The 19,359-nt window shown below is 72.5% G+C and carries 14 protein-coding genes; 12 read left to right on the top strand and 2 right to left on the bottom strand.

What is annotated here, in order from left to right; all coding sequences use genetic code 11:
- Positions 1-40: 40 nt before the first annotated feature.
- Positions 41-1,585, top strand: coding sequence for a glycoside hydrolase family 31 protein (locus ACFWB8_RS10765; protein WP_385224407.1), 1,545 nt, complete (start codon positions 41-43; stop codon positions 1,583-1,585).
- A 57-nt stretch (positions 1,586-1,642) separates the two neighbouring features.
- On the opposite strand, the gene ACFWB8_RS10760 is transcribed toward ACFWB8_RS10765, so the two are convergent.
- Positions 1,643-4,495: a BTAD domain-containing putative transcriptional regulator gene (locus tag ACFWB8_RS10760; protein ID WP_385224405.1), complete on the bottom strand. Its 2,853-nt coding sequence runs from the start codon at positions 4,493-4,495 to the stop codon at positions 1,643-1,645.
- A gap of 262 nt (positions 4,496-4,757) precedes the next feature.
- On the opposite strand from ACFWB8_RS10760, the gene ACFWB8_RS10755 reads away from it, so the two are divergent.
- From ACFWB8_RS10755 to ACFWB8_RS10720, 8 genes are all read left to right on the top strand, one after another.
- Positions 4,758-5,201, top strand: coding sequence for a hypothetical protein (locus tag ACFWB8_RS10755; RefSeq protein ID WP_385224403.1), 444 nt, complete (start codon positions 4,758-4,760; stop codon positions 5,199-5,201).
- 167 nt (positions 5,202-5,368) lie between these two features.
- The gene (locus tag ACFWB8_RS10750) at positions 5,369-5,758 is read left to right on the top strand and encodes an EsaB/YukD family protein (RefSeq protein ID WP_385224401.1); all 390 of its coding nucleotides are present in this window, start codon (positions 5,369-5,371) and stop codon (positions 5,756-5,758) included.
- Positions 5,739-6,671 carry a type VII secretion protein EccB gene (locus ACFWB8_RS10745; RefSeq protein ID WP_385224529.1) on the top strand — a complete coding sequence of 311 codons (933 nt, stop codon included), beginning with the start codon at positions 5,739-5,741 and terminating at the stop codon, positions 6,669-6,671. Before ACFWB8_RS10750 ends, ACFWB8_RS10745 begins: the two co-directional genes overlap by 20 nt.
- A 408-nt stretch (positions 6,672-7,079) precedes the next feature.
- Entirely contained in the window at positions 7,080-7,727 is a 648-nt protein-coding gene (locus ACFWB8_RS10740; RefSeq protein ID WP_385224399.1) for a hypothetical protein, read from the top strand.
- 68 nt (positions 7,728-7,795) lie between these two features.
- Complete coding sequence (locus tag ACFWB8_RS10735) at positions 7,796-11,140, top strand: right-handed parallel beta-helix repeat-containing protein (RefSeq protein ID WP_385224397.1); 3,345 nt, start codon at positions 7,796-7,798, stop codon at positions 11,138-11,140.
- Positions 11,137-12,438, top strand: coding sequence for a S8 family serine peptidase (locus tag ACFWB8_RS10730; protein ID WP_385224395.1), 1,302 nt, complete (start codon positions 11,137-11,139; stop codon positions 12,436-12,438). Before ACFWB8_RS10735 ends, ACFWB8_RS10730 begins: the two co-directional genes overlap by 4 nt.
- Positions 12,439-12,540: 102 nt before the next feature.
- Positions 12,541-13,128: a sigma-70 family RNA polymerase sigma factor gene (locus tag ACFWB8_RS10725; RefSeq protein ID WP_385224393.1), complete on the top strand. Its 588-nt coding sequence runs from the start codon at positions 12,541-12,543 to the stop codon at positions 13,126-13,128.
- Positions 13,129-13,199: 71 nt separating this feature from the next.
- Positions 13,200-13,724: a hypothetical protein gene (locus ACFWB8_RS10720; RefSeq protein WP_385224391.1), complete on the top strand. Its 525-nt coding sequence runs from the start codon at positions 13,200-13,202 to the stop codon at positions 13,722-13,724.
- Positions 13,725-13,791: 67 nt separating this feature from the next.
- Here the strand turns inward: ACFWB8_RS10720 and ACFWB8_RS10715 are convergent, their stop codons facing one another.
- Positions 13,792-14,538, bottom strand: coding sequence for a pyridoxamine 5'-phosphate oxidase family protein (locus ACFWB8_RS10715; RefSeq protein ID WP_385224389.1), 747 nt, complete (start codon positions 14,536-14,538; stop codon positions 13,792-13,794).
- A 344-nt stretch (positions 14,539-14,882) separates the two neighbouring features.
- Between ACFWB8_RS10715 and ACFWB8_RS10710 the strand changes: the two genes are divergently transcribed.
- The 3 genes from ACFWB8_RS10710 to ACFWB8_RS10700 all read left to right on the top strand — a co-directional run bounded on the left by ACFWB8_RS10710 (position 14,883) and on the right by ACFWB8_RS10700 (position 19,299).
- On the top strand, positions 14,883-15,515 hold the full coding sequence (locus ACFWB8_RS10710; RefSeq protein ID WP_385224387.1) for a hypothetical protein: 633 nt from the start codon (positions 14,883-14,885) through the stop codon (positions 15,513-15,515).
- A 1-nt stretch (position 15,516) separates the two neighbouring features.
- The gene (locus ACFWB8_RS10705; RefSeq protein WP_385224385.1) at positions 15,517-16,989 is read left to right on the top strand and encodes a hypothetical protein; all 1,473 of its coding nucleotides are present in this window, start codon (positions 15,517-15,519) and stop codon (positions 16,987-16,989) included.
- Between the two features lie 1,032 nt (positions 16,990-18,021).
- Entirely contained in the window at positions 18,022-19,299 is a 1,278-nt protein-coding gene (locus tag ACFWB8_RS10700) for a peptidoglycan-binding protein (protein ID WP_385224383.1), read from the top strand.
- Positions 19,300-19,359 lie beyond the last annotated feature (60 nt).

Below are 19,359 nucleotides of genomic sequence, written 5' to 3'. Positions count from 1 at the left end.
TTCATTCACCAGGCGCGCTCACGAGGAGAAGCCCACCAGTATGACGACACTCGAACTCCCCCTCCTCGACGGCGAACGCTGGTGGGGCGGGGCGGTCGCCGAAGGGCGGCACATGCCCTACCCCGACGGCTACACCTTCGACCTGCGGGACGTACTGGCCAACCAGGGCATGCCGATCCTGCTCTCCGACCGCGGTCGCTGGGTGCACAGCGAGCGCACGTTCAGCTTCACGATCTCCGACGGCCGGCTGACCGCGCACACCCACGAACCGGACGCGGTCCTCGAACACGGCGACGGGCACGGCGATCTGCGCGAGGCCTACCGCCATGCGGTCACCCGCCACTACCCGCCGTCCGGCACGATGCCGGACCCGCTGCTCTTCGGCGCACCGCAGTACAACCTGTGGATCGAGACGGTGTTCGAGCCGACTCAGGCGAAGGTGCTGGCGTATGCGGAGCGGTTGCTCGCGGAAGGCTTCCCGCCGGGCGTACTGATGATCGACGACCGGTGGAGCAACGACTACGGGGACTGGACCTTCCATCCCGGCCGCTTCCCCGATCCGGCGGGCATGGTCTCCCGGCTCCACCAGCTGGGCTTCAAGGTGATGCTGTGGCTCGTGCCCTACGTGACCCCGGACTCCCCCACCGCGCGACAGCTTGGCGACCTGGGCCTGCTGGTCCGCGACACCGCTGCCGGCGCGGACGGACGGGCCAAGGTCGCTTCGTGGTGGAACGGCTGGAGCGCCGGCCTCGATCTGCTCGACCCGCGGGCACGGGCGTGGCTCTCCAGCCGCCTGGAAGCCCTGCGGGACGACATCGACATCGACGGGTTCAAGTTCGACGGCGGCGACGCGCCCTGGTGGCGCTCGCTCGGATGCGCGGACCCGGAGGCGTACACCCACGCGTGGAACCGCTTCGGCATCGACTGGCCGCTCAACGAGTTCCGTGACGCGTGGCGGTCGGCAGGCCTGCCCCTGGCACAGCGCCAGCAGGACAAGTACCACCTGTGGGAGGGCCGCTTCGGGCTGTCCAGCCTGATCCCCAACGCCCTGGCCCAGGCCCTGACCGGCCATGCGTTCACCTGCCCCGACATGATCGGCGGCGGTGAGTTCCGCTTCGTCCCGGGCGAGGGCGGCGAGGGTTTCGACGAGGAACTGTTCGTCCGCTACGCCCAGATCGCCGCGCTGTTCCCCATGATGCAGTTCTCCATGGCCCCGTGGCGGGTGCTCTCCCCCGACAACCTCGCCATCGTCCGCGCGGCCGCCGCCCTGCACACGGAACTCGCCCCGGAGATACTCGCCCTCGCCGCGCACGCCGCGGCCACGGGCGAACCGATCCAGCGCCCTCTGGAATGGGCCTTCCCCCACCAGGGCTACGCGACGGTCACCGACCAGTTCATGCTGGGCGACACCCTGATGGTGGCTCCGGTGGTGACCAAGGGCGCGGACGGGCGCGAGGTCCTCATCCCGCCGGGCACGTGGCTGGCCGACGACGGCCTGTCCTACGAGGGCCCGGCGACGGTGTGGATCGACGCACCGCTGGCCCGGCTGCCGTACCTGCGGCGCGCCGCCGCGCCGAAGGGGTGAAGCGCTGCCGGGCGCGGTCGGTGCGCAGGCGCCGAACCGTGCCCGGGGGCCGGCCCGTCAGGCAGAGGACCGTTGCCGTGCCACTTCCACTCGCACTTCCACTCCACCGTCGGCCGTCAATGCCGTGAGCGCGCCGAGCTGGGACCTCGCGCTCGTGACCGCCTCCTTGAAGCCCTGCCGTACGGCGTCCGCCAGGGCGCGGCGGACGACGGCCTCGGCCGCTTCCCGTTCGCCCAGGGCGCTGAGCGCCTCGCCCCGGCCGAGCCGCAGCAGTGTGTGCCTCAGCGCGATCAGACCCGTCGGTGCTCCCGCGCCGCCCAAGGTCAGCGCGTACGCCGTGCACCGCTCCGCCTCCGCCGCGTCACCCCGGACCAGGAGCTGGCGGGTGCGATGGTGGAGCGCGAGGAGCTCGGTGAAGACGTCCTGGGCCTCACGGGCCAGTTCGACCGCGCGGCTCACGTGCCGCAGGGACACGTCGGTGACCCCGTTGCGGTCGAGCGCCACGGCCAGGTTGACCAGGGCGGTCGCCTCGCTCGACGGATCTTGCGCACGGGCGGCGAGGGCGGGCGCGAGCTCCAGCTCGACGAGCGCCTCCGACAGCCGTCCCTCCCGGGTCAGCACCCAGCCGAGGAGCGCCCGGACCCGGGACTCCGCGTCGGGCTCGTCCAGCCGCCTGGTCGCTTCCAGGGCCTGTTCGAGCATCGGCACCCAGCCGTCGCGGACGTGCCACACGACGTGCGGCCATTGCAGGACGGCCAGCCGCCAGGCCCGGTCGTCGTGGCCCGCGGCCCTGGCCGCCGCCACCGCCGCGGCCAGGTTGTCGTGCTGGGCCGCATACCACTCGAAGGCGGCCTCGCGGCTGTCGAAATTCCGTACCGAGGTGGGAGCGTGGCAGTCCGCGGGCAGTACGCAGCAGGGCTTGTCGTCGGGCTCGGCGGCCGCGGACGCCGCGAGCGCGGTGACCGTGTAGGAATCGAGGAGCCGCAGCAGCGCGCCTTCGTCGGCGCGGAGCCCCCGCGCGTAGAGCCGGACCAGGTCGTGCAGGGAGTAGCGGCCGGGGGCGTACTCGGTGATCAGGTGCGCGCCCGCGAGCCGGTCGAGCGCCTCCGCGGCCACGGCGGGGCTCCGGTCGAGGAGCGCGGCGGCGGCGCCCCGGTCCAGGTCGGGCCCCGGCAGCACCCCGAGCTGGGCGAAGAGCCGCAGCGCGTCGGGGGGCAGACCCTGCACCGTGAGCCGCAGCGCCGCGGCAACGCCCGCGTCCTCGAAATCGTCGAGGGAGAGCAGGGCGAGCCGGCGTTGCTCATCGGCGAGTTCGGCCGCCAGGTCCGCGAGCCGCCAGCGCGGCCGGGCCGCCAACTGGGCTGCCGTGATGCGCAGCGCCAGCGGCAGCCCGTCGCACAGCCGCGCGAGTTCGGCCGCGGCGGCGGGTTCGGCCGCCACCCGGCCGCCACCGACCGCGACGGCGAGCAGCGCGGTGGCGGGCTCCGGCCCGAGCACGTCGACCTGCACGGGCCGGGCCAGCTCTTCGACGATCAGCCCGCCCAGGCGCAGCCGTGAGGTGACGAGGACGGCCGAGCCCGGCCCGGCGGGCAACAGGGAGCGGACCTGGTCCGCCTGGCGGGCGTTGTCGAGGACGACGAGGAGCTCGCGTTCCTCGGTGAGCGTGCGGTACAGGGCGAAGGCGGCGGCCGCGGACTCGGGCATCCGGCGCGCGGGCACCCCGAGGGCGAGCAGGAACTCCCGCACGATCTCCACCGGTTCGGCCTGGGCGCCGCCGAAGCCGCGCAGATCGGCGAACAGCGTTCCGTCCTGGTAGCGCGCCTGCCCGCTGTGCGCCCATTGGAGCGCGAGTGCGGTCTTGCCGACCCCGGCAGGGCCGATCACGAGCGCGATGGCCCCGTCCCGTACGCTCCGGTCGATCTCCAGCAGTTCCGTCTCCCTCCCCAGGAAGCCCCGCACCCCGCGCGGCAGCAGGCGCGGAACGGGGCCGTCCGTCACCGGGCGCGGCCCGGTGGACACCTGGGCGCCTTCCGACGCCGCCCGGTCCGCCGTGGCCTGCGGCGCCGGCGCCGGCGCCGGGTCCGCGCGTACGAGGACCGTCCCGGCCCGGTCCGTCCGGACGAGGGTGCCGGTGCCGGGCGCCGACGGCTGGATCGAGGGCTGGATCGAGGGCTCCCCTCGCAGGATCGCCTCGTAGGCGCCGCGCAGTGCCGGGCCCGGGTCGATGCCCAGTTCGTCGGCGAGCAGACCTCGGGTGCGGTGGTACCAGTCGAGCGCGTCGGACTGGCGGCCCGCTTGGTACAGCGCGAGCATCAGGGACGCCGCCAGGGATTCGCGCAGCGGGTGCGCCACCGCCTCGGCCTGCAGCACGGCAGCGGCTCCGGCGCGGTCGCCGAGCCGCCCGTAGGCGTCGGCCAGGTCCTCGACGACGAGCAGCCGGGATTCCTCCAACGCGTGCGCGGCGGCGAGCAGTGAGGCGCTGCGGACCGTGCCGGTCAGTGCCGGCCCGCGCCACAGCGCGAGCGCTTCGCGCAGCGCGGCGACCGCCTCGGCGGGCCGCTTCCGGTGCTTTGCGAGCCGGGCCAGTTCCTCGAAGCGGTGGGCGTCCAGCAGTTCCTTCGGCATCTCGAAGACGTACGAGGGGCCCTGCGTGACCAGGCGCACGCCGGAGTCACCGGCTCCGGCTCCGGCGAGCAGTGCCCGGAGCCGTGAAACGTGCCCCTGGATGACGGTCCGGGCATGCGCGGGCGGCTCCTCGTCCCAGAGCGCGTCGATCAGCTGCTCGATCGGGACGGCCGCGTTGGCCTTCAGGAGCAGCACGGCGAGCACGCTGCGCCGCTTGGCGGGCCCGAGCGGCAGTTCACCCGGCCCGGCGACCGCGCACACCCCGCCCAGCAATCGGAACTCCAACGCCAGACTCCCCTTGTCTCGCAAACGCCGAGCGCCGGGGGTGCGGCCGAGTCGGCCAGGCCCGGAATATCGCACTCTAGAACGGGAATCCTACGAGGCCGGTGGAGTGCCCCGGTCCTCTGGCACCACGCTCAACGGGAGGCTCCTCACTTCCGGAGGGCCGTGCGGTCCGTCCCTCCGGGGAACGTGCCCGGCACGGGCCGCGGTTCAGTCGCCGACGGCGCTCGGCCGCCGGCCGCGGCGATCTGTAAGGTGCGCGGAGGTGCGTCCAGACGACAGGGAGAGCCCGGTGGATCCGGTGAGCGGGAACAAGGACACCGAAGAGGTCGGTCGGACCCTGCGCGGCTGGCTGGCGGCGACCGCGCCGGCGCACTCCGTCGAGCCCGGGGACGCCTCCGGGCGCACCGGCCTCGACGTGCCCCCGGGCGACGCGGCGACGGTGACCAGGGCGGTGCGCGGGCTGCTCGGCCTCCCTTCCGCCCGGGGCGGTCTCTCCGCCCTCCTGGGCCGGTCCTCCCTGTCCGCTGCGGGTTTCGCCGAACTGCGGCTGCTGGCCCGGGCCCTGGTGGTCGACGAGCATCCCTCCGCCGGGAGTTGGACGGCCGCGGAGCGGCTGGACGTGGCGTCCTGGGTGACGCTCCTGCTCGACCGGTACGCCGAGGACGGGGTGCGGTGGCTGGTGGCCGCCCTGCGCGGGGAGGACTGACCCCGGGCGGCCCGCTCCGCTCCGACCCGCGGCCGACCGGCCGGCGCGCCCGGTGAACCCGGCGCCCCGTCCCGGCCGTTCTCGCCGATGACGGTATTGCGGCACGCTGACGTGCCGGCGGCGAAGGGCGGGCGGTGAGCGGTGGCGCGGTGGCAGGGCTTTGCCGATTGAGGTTCCACGGACCGCTGAAGGTGGTCGAGCTGTCCGTGCCCTCCGATGTGCCCTTGGCCGACCTGCTGGCGACCGTCATCGGGTTCTCCGGCGACGAACTGGCCGAGGAGGCCGTCGAGGCGGGCGGCTGGGTGCTCCAGCGACTGGGGGCCGAGGCGCTCGGGCTCAAGGACGGGGAGGACCTCCACCTGCGCCACCGCCGCGACACGATGCCGCTCGTCCACTTCGACGACCTCGTGGACGGGATCTCCACCGGTCCCCGTGACCGCGGCGACTCCTGGCGGCCCGCGCTGACCCACCACCTGGCGCTCGCCCTCGCCCTCCTCTCAGCGTGCCGCAGCGCCTGGCGCTGCTGCTGCCCGGCGTCTGCGGTCTCGCGCTGCTGACGGCCGGCTTCGCCGCGGACCTCGCTCCCGAGGAGCGGCCCCTGCTGCTCTGCGGGCTGGTGACGGTGGCGCGCTCTCCGCGCTGGGCTACGGCGCCGCCACGCCGTTCACCGTCGCCGCGTCCTTCCTCAACACCCTGCCGGCCGGGCCCGATCTGGCGGCGGCCGACGTACCCGGGCGCGGCGGCACCGGACCCGTACTCGCCGGGCACCCGACGACCACCGGGCAGCTGTTCACCGGCCCCGGCGGCGAGTACTACGTACTGGCGCGGGAGGGCCTCAGGCCGCTCACCCGGACGGAGTTCGAGCTGCTGCGGGGCGATCCGCGCACCCAGCGGGAGGCCTACGCGGGCGCTCCGGCGGCCGCCACCCCGGTGGGGGCCGCGGACCTCGCCGCCCACCCGGCCCCGGCCACGGCCACGCCCACGGGCCCCGGTGCGGGTACGGGTACGGCCCTGCCGGCCGAACCTCCCCGGCTCCACCCCGGCCCGGCACCAGAGCGTCTGCGCGGGGCTGCGGCCCGGGCCTTGGGGCCGGCGACCCTGGTGACGCTGGCGGACACCGCGGCCGTGGCGGGAGCGCCGCCGGCGGTGCAGCCCGGGGTCGACCCGACCTGCGCGGACGCCGACCGGATCATGGTCAGGCCCGGCGGCGGAGCGCTCGTCACGGCCCTGTCCGGGGCCGGTACGGGTGGCACCGCCTACCTGGTGACGGACGGCGGGGTGAAGTACCCGCTGCCGTCCGCGGACGCCGCGAAGCGGCTCGGCTACGGCGCCGCCCGCACGGTGGGCGTGCCCGCGGGCCTGCTGAAGCTGCTCCCCACGGGCCCGAGCCTGGACCCGGAGGCACTGACCGCGGGCGGCGTGGTGAGCGCCGCTCCGGCCCCGCCCTGCTCGACACGGAAGCCGGGATGAACCCTGGGCGGGGGGAGCCCCGTTACATCCGGCAGAGGACCCGCACCACCTCGTCGGCCGCCCCCGAAACGACCCAGGAGAGCACGTGCCAGCCAGCCCCGAAGAGCAGTTGGCGATTCGACCCAGGGTGCCCAGAAGCGCCGCCCTGTTCCCCGGCGGCCGTACCTGACCCGGCGGGCGACCTGGCTGATACGGCGGACGCCCGCCCCATAGACCGGCACGACCGGAGGTTCCCCCCTTCCGGAAGTGCCGACGCGGACCCGGCCTCGCTTCCCCCAAGCAGGCCGGGTCCGCGCTTTCGCTCCGTGTTCCTGAACCCCCCTGCGAGGGCGGCCCGTTCCCCTTGGTGGCGGCGAGCGCACGACCGGACCCATGAGCCGCGGCCCGCACCCCGACGAAGGAGCACCCATGGTGAAGGAACCGAAGCCCGACGGTGACGAGGGATCGAGCGACGGCGACGACCTCAAGATCACCGACAAGTACCTCCTCGACTTCGCCGAGAGATCCTCCGCCCGGGGCGGCCCGGGTTCGCCCGGCGGCGCCGGCTCGAACGGCTCCGGCGGCGGTGGCGGCACCGGCGGTGGCAGCGGTACGAGCGGTGGCGCCGGAAACGGCGCGAGCGGGGACGGCCGGCCTCCCGCGGCCGATCCCGCGCCGCCCGCCGCTACCAAGACGTACCAGGCCGTCGCGGGCGCCGGGTGCCAGGGCAGCGGCGCCGGGTGCCAGGGCAGCGGCACCGAATACAGCCAAAGCGGCTGGTACGACGACGGGCAGGCCGGCTGGAAGACCTACGGCTCGGGCGGCTGGAGCGGCGACGGCTGCAACCCGGCCTACTACACGGTGCAGAACTCGCTCTCCCCGGGCAGCGGAACGATCGACTCCTTCATCATCAACCAGCCCTCCAAACACGGCAGTTGGGCCAGCGGCGGCACCTACGACGTGCGCAACGGCCAGCTCGCGGTGAAGCTGCACGACCGGGGCCAGGACTGGGTCGGCAACACCAAGACGTACGCCCACAACGCGGCGTCCGCGGTACGCGTCTCCTGCACCGCGTAACCCCCTCTCCCCTCCCCGCCCTTCTCCTCCCCCGCCTTCCCCCGCCCCCCCGAAGGGACCCTCCAGACATGTCGCGCCCTGTGCTGACCGTGTGCGCGCAGTCACGAAGTGGCTCGTACCGCACGATCGGCGAAGCCCTCCACGTGGCGCGCAGCGGCGCGGTGATCTCCGTACGCCCGGGTCTCTACGAAGAGAACCTGGTGATCGACAAGATGGTCACCATCACCGCGAAGGACGCCCGGGGCAGTGTCAAGGTCGCGCCCCGCAGCGGCGCGGTCGTCCAGGTCGTCGCCGAGGCCGTGCAGCTGACCGGACTGGTGCTGCAGGGTCACGATGACGAACTGCCCGCCGTGGACGTACCTCGCGGCCAGGCAGCGCTGCAGGACTGCGAGGTCGTGGGCAGCTCCTGGACGGCTCTGCTCACCCGCCAGCAGGGCACTCTCGCGATGCGCGGCTGCCGGGTGGTCAACCCGTCGGGCGCCGGGATCGTGGAGACGTCGACCGGGGCCAGTGTCATCGAAGACTGCGTCATCGAGCACCTAGGCACCTCGGCGGTGGTCATCGGGGAACGCGCCAACCCCACCATCCGCAACTGCGTGCTGCGCGATGCGCGCGGCAACGGCGTGTGCGTCAACGGGGAGGGCCGGGGCTCCGTCGAGGACTGCGAGATCTCCTCGACCGACAAGCCCGCCGTCGCACTTGAGGAGAACAGCGCTACCCGGGTCCTGCGCACGACGGTACGGGACTGCGTGCTGGGCGTGTACATCAACTCGGCCTCGCGGGTCCTGTTGGAGGACTGCACGGTCACGAACACCACCGGCCACGGGATCGCGCTCGCGGGCGGCACCGATCCGGTGCTGCGGCGCTGCCGTACGTCCCGGACGAAGGGGGACGGCATCCACGTCACCGGCCGCTCCCGGGGCGCCTTCGAGGAGTGCGAGGTCGGCGGCGCGCAGGGCGCCGGGATACGGGTCGACGAGTCGTCGAGCCCCTCGTTCGCCCGGGTCGCCGTACGCGACTGCGGGGCGGCCGGCGTGTGGCTGAGCGGGGACAGCGCACCCGACTTCGACAGGCTGGAGGTCCGCGACGGGGTCGGCGCCGGCGTCCTGGTCACCGACGGGGCCAATCCGATGCTGCGCCGCCTGAAGATCCTGGACGTCCGCGGTCACGGCGTGGAGGTGACGCGGGGCGGCCGCGGCCGGGTGGAGGGTTCGGAGATCGGGTCCACCGGGCAGTCCGGGATACGGATCTCCGAGGGCGGTCACGCCTACGTCGATGACACCTCGGTACGGGGCACCGGTGCGGCCGGGGTGTCGGTGGGCGGCGGGGGCGTCGCTGCGCTGCGCGACTGCGATCTGGCCGAGTCGGTGGAGGACGGAGCCGTGGTGGAGGACGGCGGCGAGCTGACCGCCACGCGCACCCGGGCCCGCGCCAACCGCCGCCACGGCATCACCGTGGCCCCCGGCGGCCGCGCCACGCTCACGGCGTGCGAGGCGGCCGAGAACTCCCACGACGGCATCCGGGTCGACTCGACGGAAGCGGTACGGGTGCACGACTGCGCCGTCATCGACAACCGGGGGTCGGGACTGCGCCAGACCAAGCCGGGCACGCGCCTCGCGGTGGAGAACCTGACCAGCCGGGGCAACGCGATGCCGGACGCGCACGGTTCGGCGACCGCCCCGGCGGGCGGCGGGTCCGCCGAGGAGCGGGCGGGCGAACCGGCCGGGCCCGCGGGGCCGGCGCAGCCGGTGACACCCGACGGCCCGCGGGCGGTCCTCGACGCCCTGGTCGGACTGGCCGGCGTCAAGGAGCAGGTGGAGACGCTGGTCAACCTGAACAAGCTGGCCAAGCGGCGGGAACTGGCCGGGATGCCCGCGCTCCCCATGAGCAGGCACCTGATCTTCGCGGGGCCCCCCGGCACCGGCAAGACGACCGTGGCCCGGCTGTACGGGACGATCCTGGCGGAGCTGGGGGCATTGCGCAGCGGGCACCTGGTGGAGGTGGCCCGCGCGGGCCTGGTCGCTTCGATCATCGGCGGTACGGCGATCAAGACCACCGAGGTGTTCAAGGGAGCCCTGGGCGGGGTGCTGTTCCTGGACGAGGCGTACACGCTGTCGCAGGGCGGCGGCGGCACCGGTCCCGACTTCGGCCGGGAGGCGATCGACACGCTGGTGAAGCTGATGGAGGACCACCGCGACGACATCGTGGTGATCGTCGCCGGGTACTCCGAGGAGATGCGCGGGTTCCTGGACTCCAACCCGGGCCTCGCCTCGCGCTTCAGCCGTACGGTCGGCTTCGAGAACTACTCGGACGCCGAGCTGACCACCATCGTGGAACTGTCGGCCCACGATCACGGCTACGAGCTGGCCGAGGGCACCCACGAGGCCCTGGCCCGGCACTTCGCATCGATGACCAAGGGCGCGGACTTCGGCAACGGCCGGGCCGCCCGCAAGGTGTTCGAGGAGATGGTCGACCGGCAGGCCTCCCGGCTGGCCTCTCTCGCGGAGTTCGGCAACGCGGACCTGGCGCTGCTGCTGCCCGAGGACGTGGCGGCCCCGGCGCCGGACGCGGCGGCGGAGGGCGCGCCCCGCGCCGAACTCCTCGACCAGCTCGGGGCGATGACCGGGCTGTCGGCCGCGAAGGAACAGGTCCAGGACCTGGTCAATCTGATCAAGCAGGTGAACCGGCGGCGGGAGGCGGGGCTGGCTACCGCGACCATCAGCCACCACCTGGTCTTCGCGGGGGCGCCCGGTACCGGCAAGACCACGGTGGCGCGGCTGTACGGAAGGCTCCTCGCGGAGTTGGGCGTGCTGCCCGGCGGGCAGCTGGTGGAGGTGGCGCGGGCCGACCTGGTGGGCCGGTTCGTGGGCCACACGGCGCAGCTCACGAAGGAGGCCTTCGACCGGGCCCGGGGCGGTGTGCTGTTCATCGACGAGGCGTACACGCTGACCCCGCGCGGCGGCAGCGGCAACGACTTCGGCCAGGAGGCCGTGGACACGCTGATGAAGCTGATGGAGGACCACCGCGACGAGGTGGCGGTGATCGTCGCCGGCTACTCCGACGAGATGGAGGGCTTCCTCTCGTCCAACCCGGGTCTCGCCTCCCGGTTCTCCCGGCAGGTGCTGTTCGAGCACTATTCGGACGACGAGCTGGTGGAGATCGTGATCAAGCAGGCAGAGGCCGCGGGTTACGTGCTGGCGCCGGACACCGCCGCCGCGCTGCACGAGCTGTTCGCCGCGGCGCCGCGCGACCGCACCTTCGGCAACGGCAGGTTCGCCCGGCAGACCCTGGAGTCGATGATCACCCGTCAGGCGGGGCGGCTGAGCCGGCTGGAGGTCGACGACCTGTCGGAGATCAGCCTCCTGCTGCCGTCGGACCTGCCCGTTTCCGCGCGGACGGGAAGCGCCGCGTGAGGGCGGGGGCGGTACGCCGCACCCTCACCGCCGCAGCCGTGTGCGGGGTCTTCGCGGTGTGCGGTGCGTCCGGGGTGTCCGGGCTGCTCGCGGCGGCCGCGCCCGCGCGGGCGGATACGGTACGGGCGCTCGCCGACGGGGAGCCGGACTCGCTGCCGGGCATGACGCAGACCCTGCCCGACGTCCGGCAGAGCGGCTGCCGCAAGGGTTCGGACCGGGTCAGCGGCCGGGTGCCGTGGGCGCAGGCGTACCTGCGTGCCGACGCGGTGTGGCCGCTGACCGAAGGGGAGGGCGTACTGGTCGCCGTCGTGGGTTCGGGCGTGGACGACGCGGCCGGGGTCCTCGGCGAGCGGATGCTGGCCGGACCCAGGTTCCACGATGCCGGACAGGGAGCGGACTGCGTGGGACACGGCACCTTCGTCGCCGGACTGATCGCGGCGAAGCGGGGGCCTGGCACCGGGTTCGCCGGGATGGCACCCCGGGCGCGGATCCTCGCCGTCACCGTCACCGACGCGGCCGGCAACACCGATGCCGAGCTGCTGGCCAAGGGCATCCGGGCGGCGGCCGACGGGGGCGCCCGCGTCATCGACGTGGCCGCCGTCAGCCCCGCTGCCGGCGACTCCCTCGCGGAGGCCGTCACGTACGCCACCGCCAAGGGCGCGCTGATCGTCGCCCCGGCCGCCGCCGACACTCCGGGGAACAGGGCGCCCGTGTACCCGGCCGCCTACCCCGAGGTGCTCGCGGTGGCCGACAGCGGGCCCGGCGGAGCACCGGCCCGGCCGGCCCCCGCGGGCCGGGTGGATCTGGTGGCGCCCGGGGACTCGGTGCTGAGCACGGGCCCTTCGGGCCCGGGACACTTCACCGCGTCGGGACCGAGCTTCGCGGCCGCCGAGGTCGCCGGGGCCGCGGCGCTGGTGCTCGGCTACCGGCCGGGCCTGAGCGTCGGCCAGCTGGTCCACCGGCTGAAGACCACGGCGTACCACCCGGGTACGGCCCTGCCCGACGCCCACCTGGGCTACGGCTCCCTCGACCCGGTCGCCGCCACGACCACCGTCCTGCCGGAGGAGGGGGAGCTGAGGGAACGGGTGGTGGTCCTGCAGCGGTTGGCCATGCCCGCCGAGCCCGGCGACGGGGGCGCCCGTACGGCTTACGCGGTCACGGGCGCGGCCTGCGTCACCGTGCTCGCGGCGGCCGGCCTCGCGTGCGTGGTGCCCCGCGGTCTGCGTCGCGGCTGGCGGCCGGGCCGCTACGAGGGGAGCGACACAGGGCACGACGCGGGAACCCGCTGGGACCGCTAACGCGGCGTGCGGGGCGGCGTTAGGCCTTGCTTAGCGGGGCGTTTGCGGGCGCTGACAGGCTGCGTCGCAGTCCCGTCCCCACCCCTGCCCGGGAGCAAAGCAGTGACGACACCCGCATTCGATTCCGCCGACGCGCACACGGCGCCGACCACGACGCTGGACCAGGACACCCTGGCGGAGCTGTACCGGCTCCACGCCCCCTATTTGCTGCGGGCACTGCTCCGGATGGCGAACGGGGACCGTGGCAAGGCCGAGGACATCCTCCAGGAGACCTTCCTGCGTGCCTGGCAGAATCCGCGGGCGCTGGTCCGGGGGCCCGAGCACGGCCGTCCCTGGCTGTTCACCGTGGCCCGGCGCATCGCGATCGACCACTTCCGGATGGCGGCGGCACGCGTGAAAGAGGTGGGCGGCGAGGCGCAGGAGGAGCGGGCGGGCGCGCAGGACCCGTACGACGAGGTCCTCGCCGCCCATGACGTGGGCCGCGCACTGGGCGAACTGCCGCCGCACCAGCGGGAGGTGCTGGTGCACCTGCACTTCAACGACCACACCGCCGCCAGGACCGGTCGCGCCCTCGGCGTGCCCACGGGCACGGTCAAGTCCCGCAATTTCTATGCCGTCCGCGCCCTTGCGCCCCTTTTGGAGGAGCGCGGTCTGGCCCCCGTCAATCACGGATCGACCCGCTCCCGGTAGCGAAGGCGGAGCGGAAGCGAAGGAGAGTCATGGCCTGATATCAGGGACCCTGCCGCATCACGGTGATCGGTGTGGACGCCGACTGGCCCCAGCGGGCGGTGGTGACCGTGCACGGCAGCCGCGCCCGGCTGGTCGTACCGGGCACCGTGGGGGCAACGCAGTTGGTCGACGCGCAGAGCTGGGATCTGGCTCTGGAGCACCGGTACGACAACGAATGGCGCCCCAATGTCCGTGCGGTGATGAGCCGTTGGGAAACAGCGGACGGGGTGGAGAGCCAGGTGGTGCGCAGCAAGGACCACGACTGGCCCGGCCGTACGCAGGAGCGCAACCTGGTCCTGCGCATCGACCGCATCGGCGCCGACACCGGCCGGGAACTCCACCACACGCTCGTGGACGCCGTTTCGAAGGGAGCCGCCCGCCTGGTCCCCGGTGTCACCGTCGGCGGAGCCCTCGCCCCGCAGCGGGCCGGCGCCGCCCGGCCGGCCTCGTCGAGCGCCGGGATCCCGGCCTCCGACGGGATCCCGGCGCGCCCCGCCACGACGGGCGGCACGGCCGCTCCCTCCGGCCGGGACTACCCGACCACTTCCTCGGGCTGACCCCGGCAGGGCCTGCAGCGGACTCTCGCCGACGGCGTCGCCTGAGGGGCAGCGGCGCAAGCCGCCGTTACCCGACCGCCGTCGACCCCGACGCCCGCGCCAGAAGACGGTCGCCCCGGCCGGCCGCCTGCGTCACGAATGCGCGGGTGTCGCTCCGGGCGGTGATGTGCTCGGGCGGTTCGACGCCGTCCGCGAGGAGGGGGTCGGCTTCCGGTTCGCCCCAGGTGGCGATCAAGGGGAGGACTCCGGCCCAGATTCCGAGAGCGGCGTCGGGCCCGTCGCCGTCCTCCGGGCCGCCGGTGCTCGTCTTGACCGACGCCTCCTCGAGCGACATGCAGAGCAGCGCGGTCGCCGCCATCTCCTTGGCGTTCGGCTGTCGTGCGTAGTCCCACTGCCCGGGTGTGGCCTGTTCGGTCAGGCAGCGCAGCCCTTCCAGCTTCTCCTCCGTGTCCGTGACCAGACGCGGGACGCCGTAGATCATCGCGCTGCGGTAGTTGACGCCGTGCTCGAACACCGACCGCGCGAGGACGAGGCCGTCCACGTGCGTCACGGTCACGCACACCGTCGCCCCGGGTGAGGCGACCAGGCTCCGGCTGGCCACGGACCCGTGGAAGTAGAGGTTGCGGCCGTCGCTCCCGTAGACGGTGGGGACGACCATGGGGTGCCCGTCGACGACCACCCCGAAGTGGCACATGAAGCCCGCGTCCAGGATCGCGTCGAGTTCGGCACGGTCGAGACTTCCCTGAGCGCGCAGGCGGCGGTGACGGGTGCGGTCTGTCTCCGGCAGCGTGGACGGGAGTTGACTGTGGTTCACGTACTTCTCTTTCACAAGTGCCGGGATTCCAGAGGACTTCACGAGGTGGCAGGCGGGGCCCGAGTGTATGGCTGGGACCCGCGGAGCCCGTCGGTGTGACGCACCCCACGCTATCGATATCGCCATTCGCGCGCCAGCATTCAACGAAATCAGTTCAATGAAGCTCACAACGCAACGGAAACCCTCGCCCAGCCGGTCAGCCCACGAGGCCCGCGACCGCGGACGGCCCCACGGGTGCACGACGCCGCCCATCTGCGGTTACTCAAAAGTAATATGACGCCCCTTCAATCGAGCAGTGCTTCGCTGCCAGACTCCTGCTCTCAGCACGCAAGGAGCCCTCTTCAGTGACCGACGCCGCCAGCACCGCCCTGCAGCATTTGCGTGACGTTGACGCCTTCCAGTGGTACGTCATACCGCTGTTCCTGATCGTTCTGTACGTCTACGCCACCGAGGTGGAGCGGCGTAACTGGAACGTCTTCTTCGCCGGCCTGGCCTTCTGGGGCATGGACTGGTTCAACGAGATCTGGAACGCCCTGGTCTTCCACTTCACCGGGCGGGCCCCGGTGTGGGGCGCGCCGGGCGGTGATTCGGCTTACCTGATCCTGATCGGCCTGAACATCGAGATCTGCTTCATGTTCGCGGTGTTCGGCGTCGTCGCGGCCAAGCTGCTGCCGGCCGACAAGTCGTTGCGCGTGCTCGGCCTGCCCAACCGTTGGGTACTGGCGGGCGCCGGAGCGGCCGCCGCGGTGGGCGTGGAGGTCGCCCTCAACCAGATGGGCGCGCTCACCTGGGAGTGGTCCTGGTGGCGAGCCGGCATGCCCCTCCTGATCTGGCTGATCGGTTACCTGCCCTTCTTCCTCGTCAGCTACTGGGTCCACGACCTGCCGAAGGTCAAGTCCAAGGCGCTCGCGGTGGGTTCACTGCTCGCCCTGGACGCCGTCGCACTGGTCGTCTTCATCTCCCTCGAATGGATCTGACATGCTCCGCTCCTTCCTGGCCGCCTCCCTGCTCACGGTGGCGGCCCTCGCCCCCGCCACCCCGGCAGCGGCCACCACCGGCCCGTGCCAACTGGCCGGAACCGCAGGCCTGGCCGACCTCATACCGGGCAACAGCACCCTGGGGCTCTCCGCACTGCAGCCGGCGGCCGTCGACCTGCCGCCGCAGATCCACCTGCGGGGAACCACGGGCACCTTCAACCGACGGTGGTCCTTCGCCCTGCGTGAGGGCCGGATGTACGTCAAGGAAGCCGCCGCGAGCGGCGGTTGGCGCACCATGTCGCTGCCCGCATGCCTGGCCGGGCACGTCACCGGGATCTCCGTGGACGACGACGAGCTGGTGGCGCTCGACGAAGGCGGCAACATCTACACGATGGACCACGCCCTCAACGCGCCCTGGACATGGAACTGGACGCACCGCTACGGGGCCCCGCTGTGGCTGGGTGGCGGCAACACCGTCCCCTACCGTTCGGCCCGCTGGACCTGGTCCGTCCTGTCTCCCGGCGAGGACAAGGTGTGGCGCGACACCGCGGGCAACGATCACCCGGCGGGCGGCGCCAAGGTCTCCCACGTGTTCGCGCTCAGCGAGGACGGCAGCCGCATCACCTATGTCGACCCCTGGCTCCCCGCCGACCACAGCTACGAGATGTCCACCCCGCTGCGCGGACGCTTCCAGGCCCAGGCGCTGTCCACCGCCGCCTCCACCTCGTTCGTCATCAACCGCTACGGCGACATGTACACGCGCCTGTACGACTTCGACATCGCCGGCTCCGACAGGATCTTCTTCAGCTACTCCTACGAGGACCAGCGCGGCGCGACCTTCCCGAAGATCCAGCTGCCCGCCCCGGACTGGATGCGCCAGCCCAAGATCCCCGGACAGGTCACCGACCGGATCTCGATCCACAAGACCGGCGTCGGATCGGACGCCCGCGAACTCCGCGTCGAGGGCAGCGACCAGGGACGCGCCGGCTACTGGAGCAAAACCCTCACCGCGTCCCAGTGGACCTTCATCCCCACCGACGAACCCCTCGAAGGCAACGCCCTTCAGAACACGCCCGCCGACCGCTCCACGGACACCCTCGCGGCGCCCTCCCCGTACCACTACACCGGCACGCTCGGCCAAGTGACCGTCGGCATCAGCGAGTTCGCCGTCGCCGTCGAGGGCACCCCCCTGATCCTGCAGGCGGGAGGCCAGGAGCTCCAGCTCACGCTCCACACGGTCGACGGTCTGCGCCAGACCCCCCAGACCCCGGGGCTCACCTCCCAGCCGAGAAGCTTCAACGGCACCATCGAGGTTCCGCAGGCCGTCCTCGACAACCTCGACTCCTACCACCCCGCCCTGCGCGCGCTCGTCCGCGACCGGCTCCAGTCCGCCCGGTTCACCGACACCGACGTCGCGGTCACCGACCAGACGATGACCATCGCCCACCTCGGCCTGCCCCTGAACCGCGCCTGACGAGGGGAAGCGCCGCCGATTCCCGACCGGGTGGACGTCGAGGCGCCGTATGGCGCGTCGACGCCACCGGGCCGGGGTCGGCGCCGCGCATCCCACAGCAGGGACTTTCGTCCCTTGCCCCCTTACGCCCCGTCAGTAATGTTTGAGCTAAAGATCATCAATGTGGTGAATGCGACCCTATGGGTGCATCCCACCGGCATGCTCAAGGGCCTTGGGGAGCGGTATGAAGAAGCTGAGGACAGCGTTCGTCGCACCTGACGGCGGAAGACCTGCCTGCAGCGGCCGCTTCGCAGGAGTCCGCCCAGCCCGACGGCGCGGGTCGGCCGAGCCGCAGACCTTGAACCAGGCGATCCCGGCCGCCCCTGCGTTCCGGGCGCTGACCACCGACGCCCCGCAGGCCGCGAAGGCTCGGGGGCGCTCCTGCGAGGAACACCGCCGCGCCCTCCTGCATCCTGCGTGTCGCAGGCTGACGCACCTCTGATCCTGCTCGCCGACCGCGCACACAACCGTCGCCGCGTGGCTCCGCCGCGGGCAGCAAGCATCCCGGCCCCGTCCATGAGCCAGAGACAAGGAGACCGCACTCTCATGACGCCCCGCCCGGAGGCCCCCAAGCGGAGCGCGTGGTCGCCGCGCCGCACCACCGGCGACGCCGAACTGGCCGTACAGGTGAAGCGGGCCGCCGGCGCCCCCGGCAACCACCACAGCCCCGCAGTAGTCGTCAGCCGCGCAGGTCAGCGCCCCCGCCGGCACCGGCCTGTGGACCACCGCCCAAGACCTCGCGCCTACTCACGGCCGTCCTCGAAACCGGGCCCCCGGGCAGAGCGCCGCCCGGCCCGAGCTCGCCGCCGGAGAACCCAACCGGACCGGATTCGGCTGGTTCACCCTGACCCGCGACGGCCGAGAGACCACCTGGCACGACGGTGCCACCGCCGGCACCTGTCCCGTAAACGATCGGAGAAGCTGCATGCGTACCTTCCCCCGCACATTTCCTGCTGGGGTCCTCTGCGGAGACAACGGGAAGGATGTTGCGAAGTGACGTCCTGCGCACCCGTCTTCGACGAGATCCGAGCCCCCGCAGAATGTCATTGCGGTGGCTGCGTCCATGAAGCCCGCGCCGCCCGCCGCTCAGGTCTCCATGGCCCGAAGGGCGCCAAAGCTGCCCTCGTGGCCACTCTGGCAGGCAGCGCCACACTCGTGACCGGTGCCGGTACGGCGTTCGCGGCGAATCCGGCACCGGGCGAAGCCACGCCACAGCGCTCCGCCGTCTCTTCCACGGCCGACACCGTGGCGGCAACGGGAAACGCGCAGGGCAAGCCAGGACCGCTGTTCGGAACGCCGACCCGGCGGGCCTCACAGGACATGCGGCTGACCCGGGAGCAGATCATCGCCCGGGCCCAGGCCTGGGTGAATGCCAAGGTGCCGTATTCCATGAGCCGCTACTGGTCAGACGGATACCGCATGGACTGTTCAGGGTTCGTTTCCCAGGCCTGGGGGCTGCGCGACAACCAGTGGACCGGCAGTCTGGCCTCATACGGCACCCGGATTTCCAAGGGTGAACTCAAGCCCGGTGACATGCTGCTGTTCCACAACTCGGCGAATCCGGTGGCCGGTTCACACGTGGTCATCTTCGGTGGCTGGGCCAACTCGGCAAAAACCCAGTACATCGCCTACGACCAGACCCGACCGCACACCCTCAAGCGCACGACGCCCTACGCGTACTGGAACAACTCCTCGCGCTACGTGGCGTACCGGTACAACAACCTGAAATCGGACGGTGGTGGTGAGAGCGGCACCGCCTTCCCCGGCGCGGGCAAGTTCGGCCCCGGAGCCAACAACAACCACGTCACGAAGCTGGGCCAGATGCTGGTCAACCGTGGCGGCGGCTCCCACTACACCTCAGGCCCCGGCCCCCGCTGGTCCGAAGCCGACCGCAAAGCCACGCAGGCATTCCAACGAGCCCAAGGCTGGACCGGCAGCAACGCCGACGGCATACCCGGCAAGACCACCTGGGACTACCTGGTCAACGGCAAGGGCAAGAACATCGGCACCGGGGGCGGCGAGGGCGAAAGCGGCACCGCCTTCCCCGGCGCGTCTCATTTCCGTCCGGGCGCCGTCAATGCGCACGTCAACGCCCTCGGTGTGCAGTTGGTGAAGAAGGGCTTCGGAAAGCACTACACCCAAGGGCCCGGGAAACGGTGGACCGAAAGCGACCGGCGCAACGTCGAGGCCTTCCAACGCGCCCAAGGCTGGACAGGATCGTCAGCGGACGGCTATCCCGGGCCGGAGACCTGGCGCCGACTTTTCGCATAGCCCCGTCGGCCGTTGGCCGGCGTTGAAGGAGATGCGCGAGAGGCGGGCCCCCGTCGGGGG

It is taken from the genome of Streptomyces sp. NPDC060031 (assembly GCF_042736805.1).
Lineage (GTDB): Bacteria > Actinomycetota > Actinomycetes > Streptomycetales > Streptomycetaceae > Streptomyces.
This window is presented reverse-complemented; position numbering and strand designations above follow the sequence as displayed.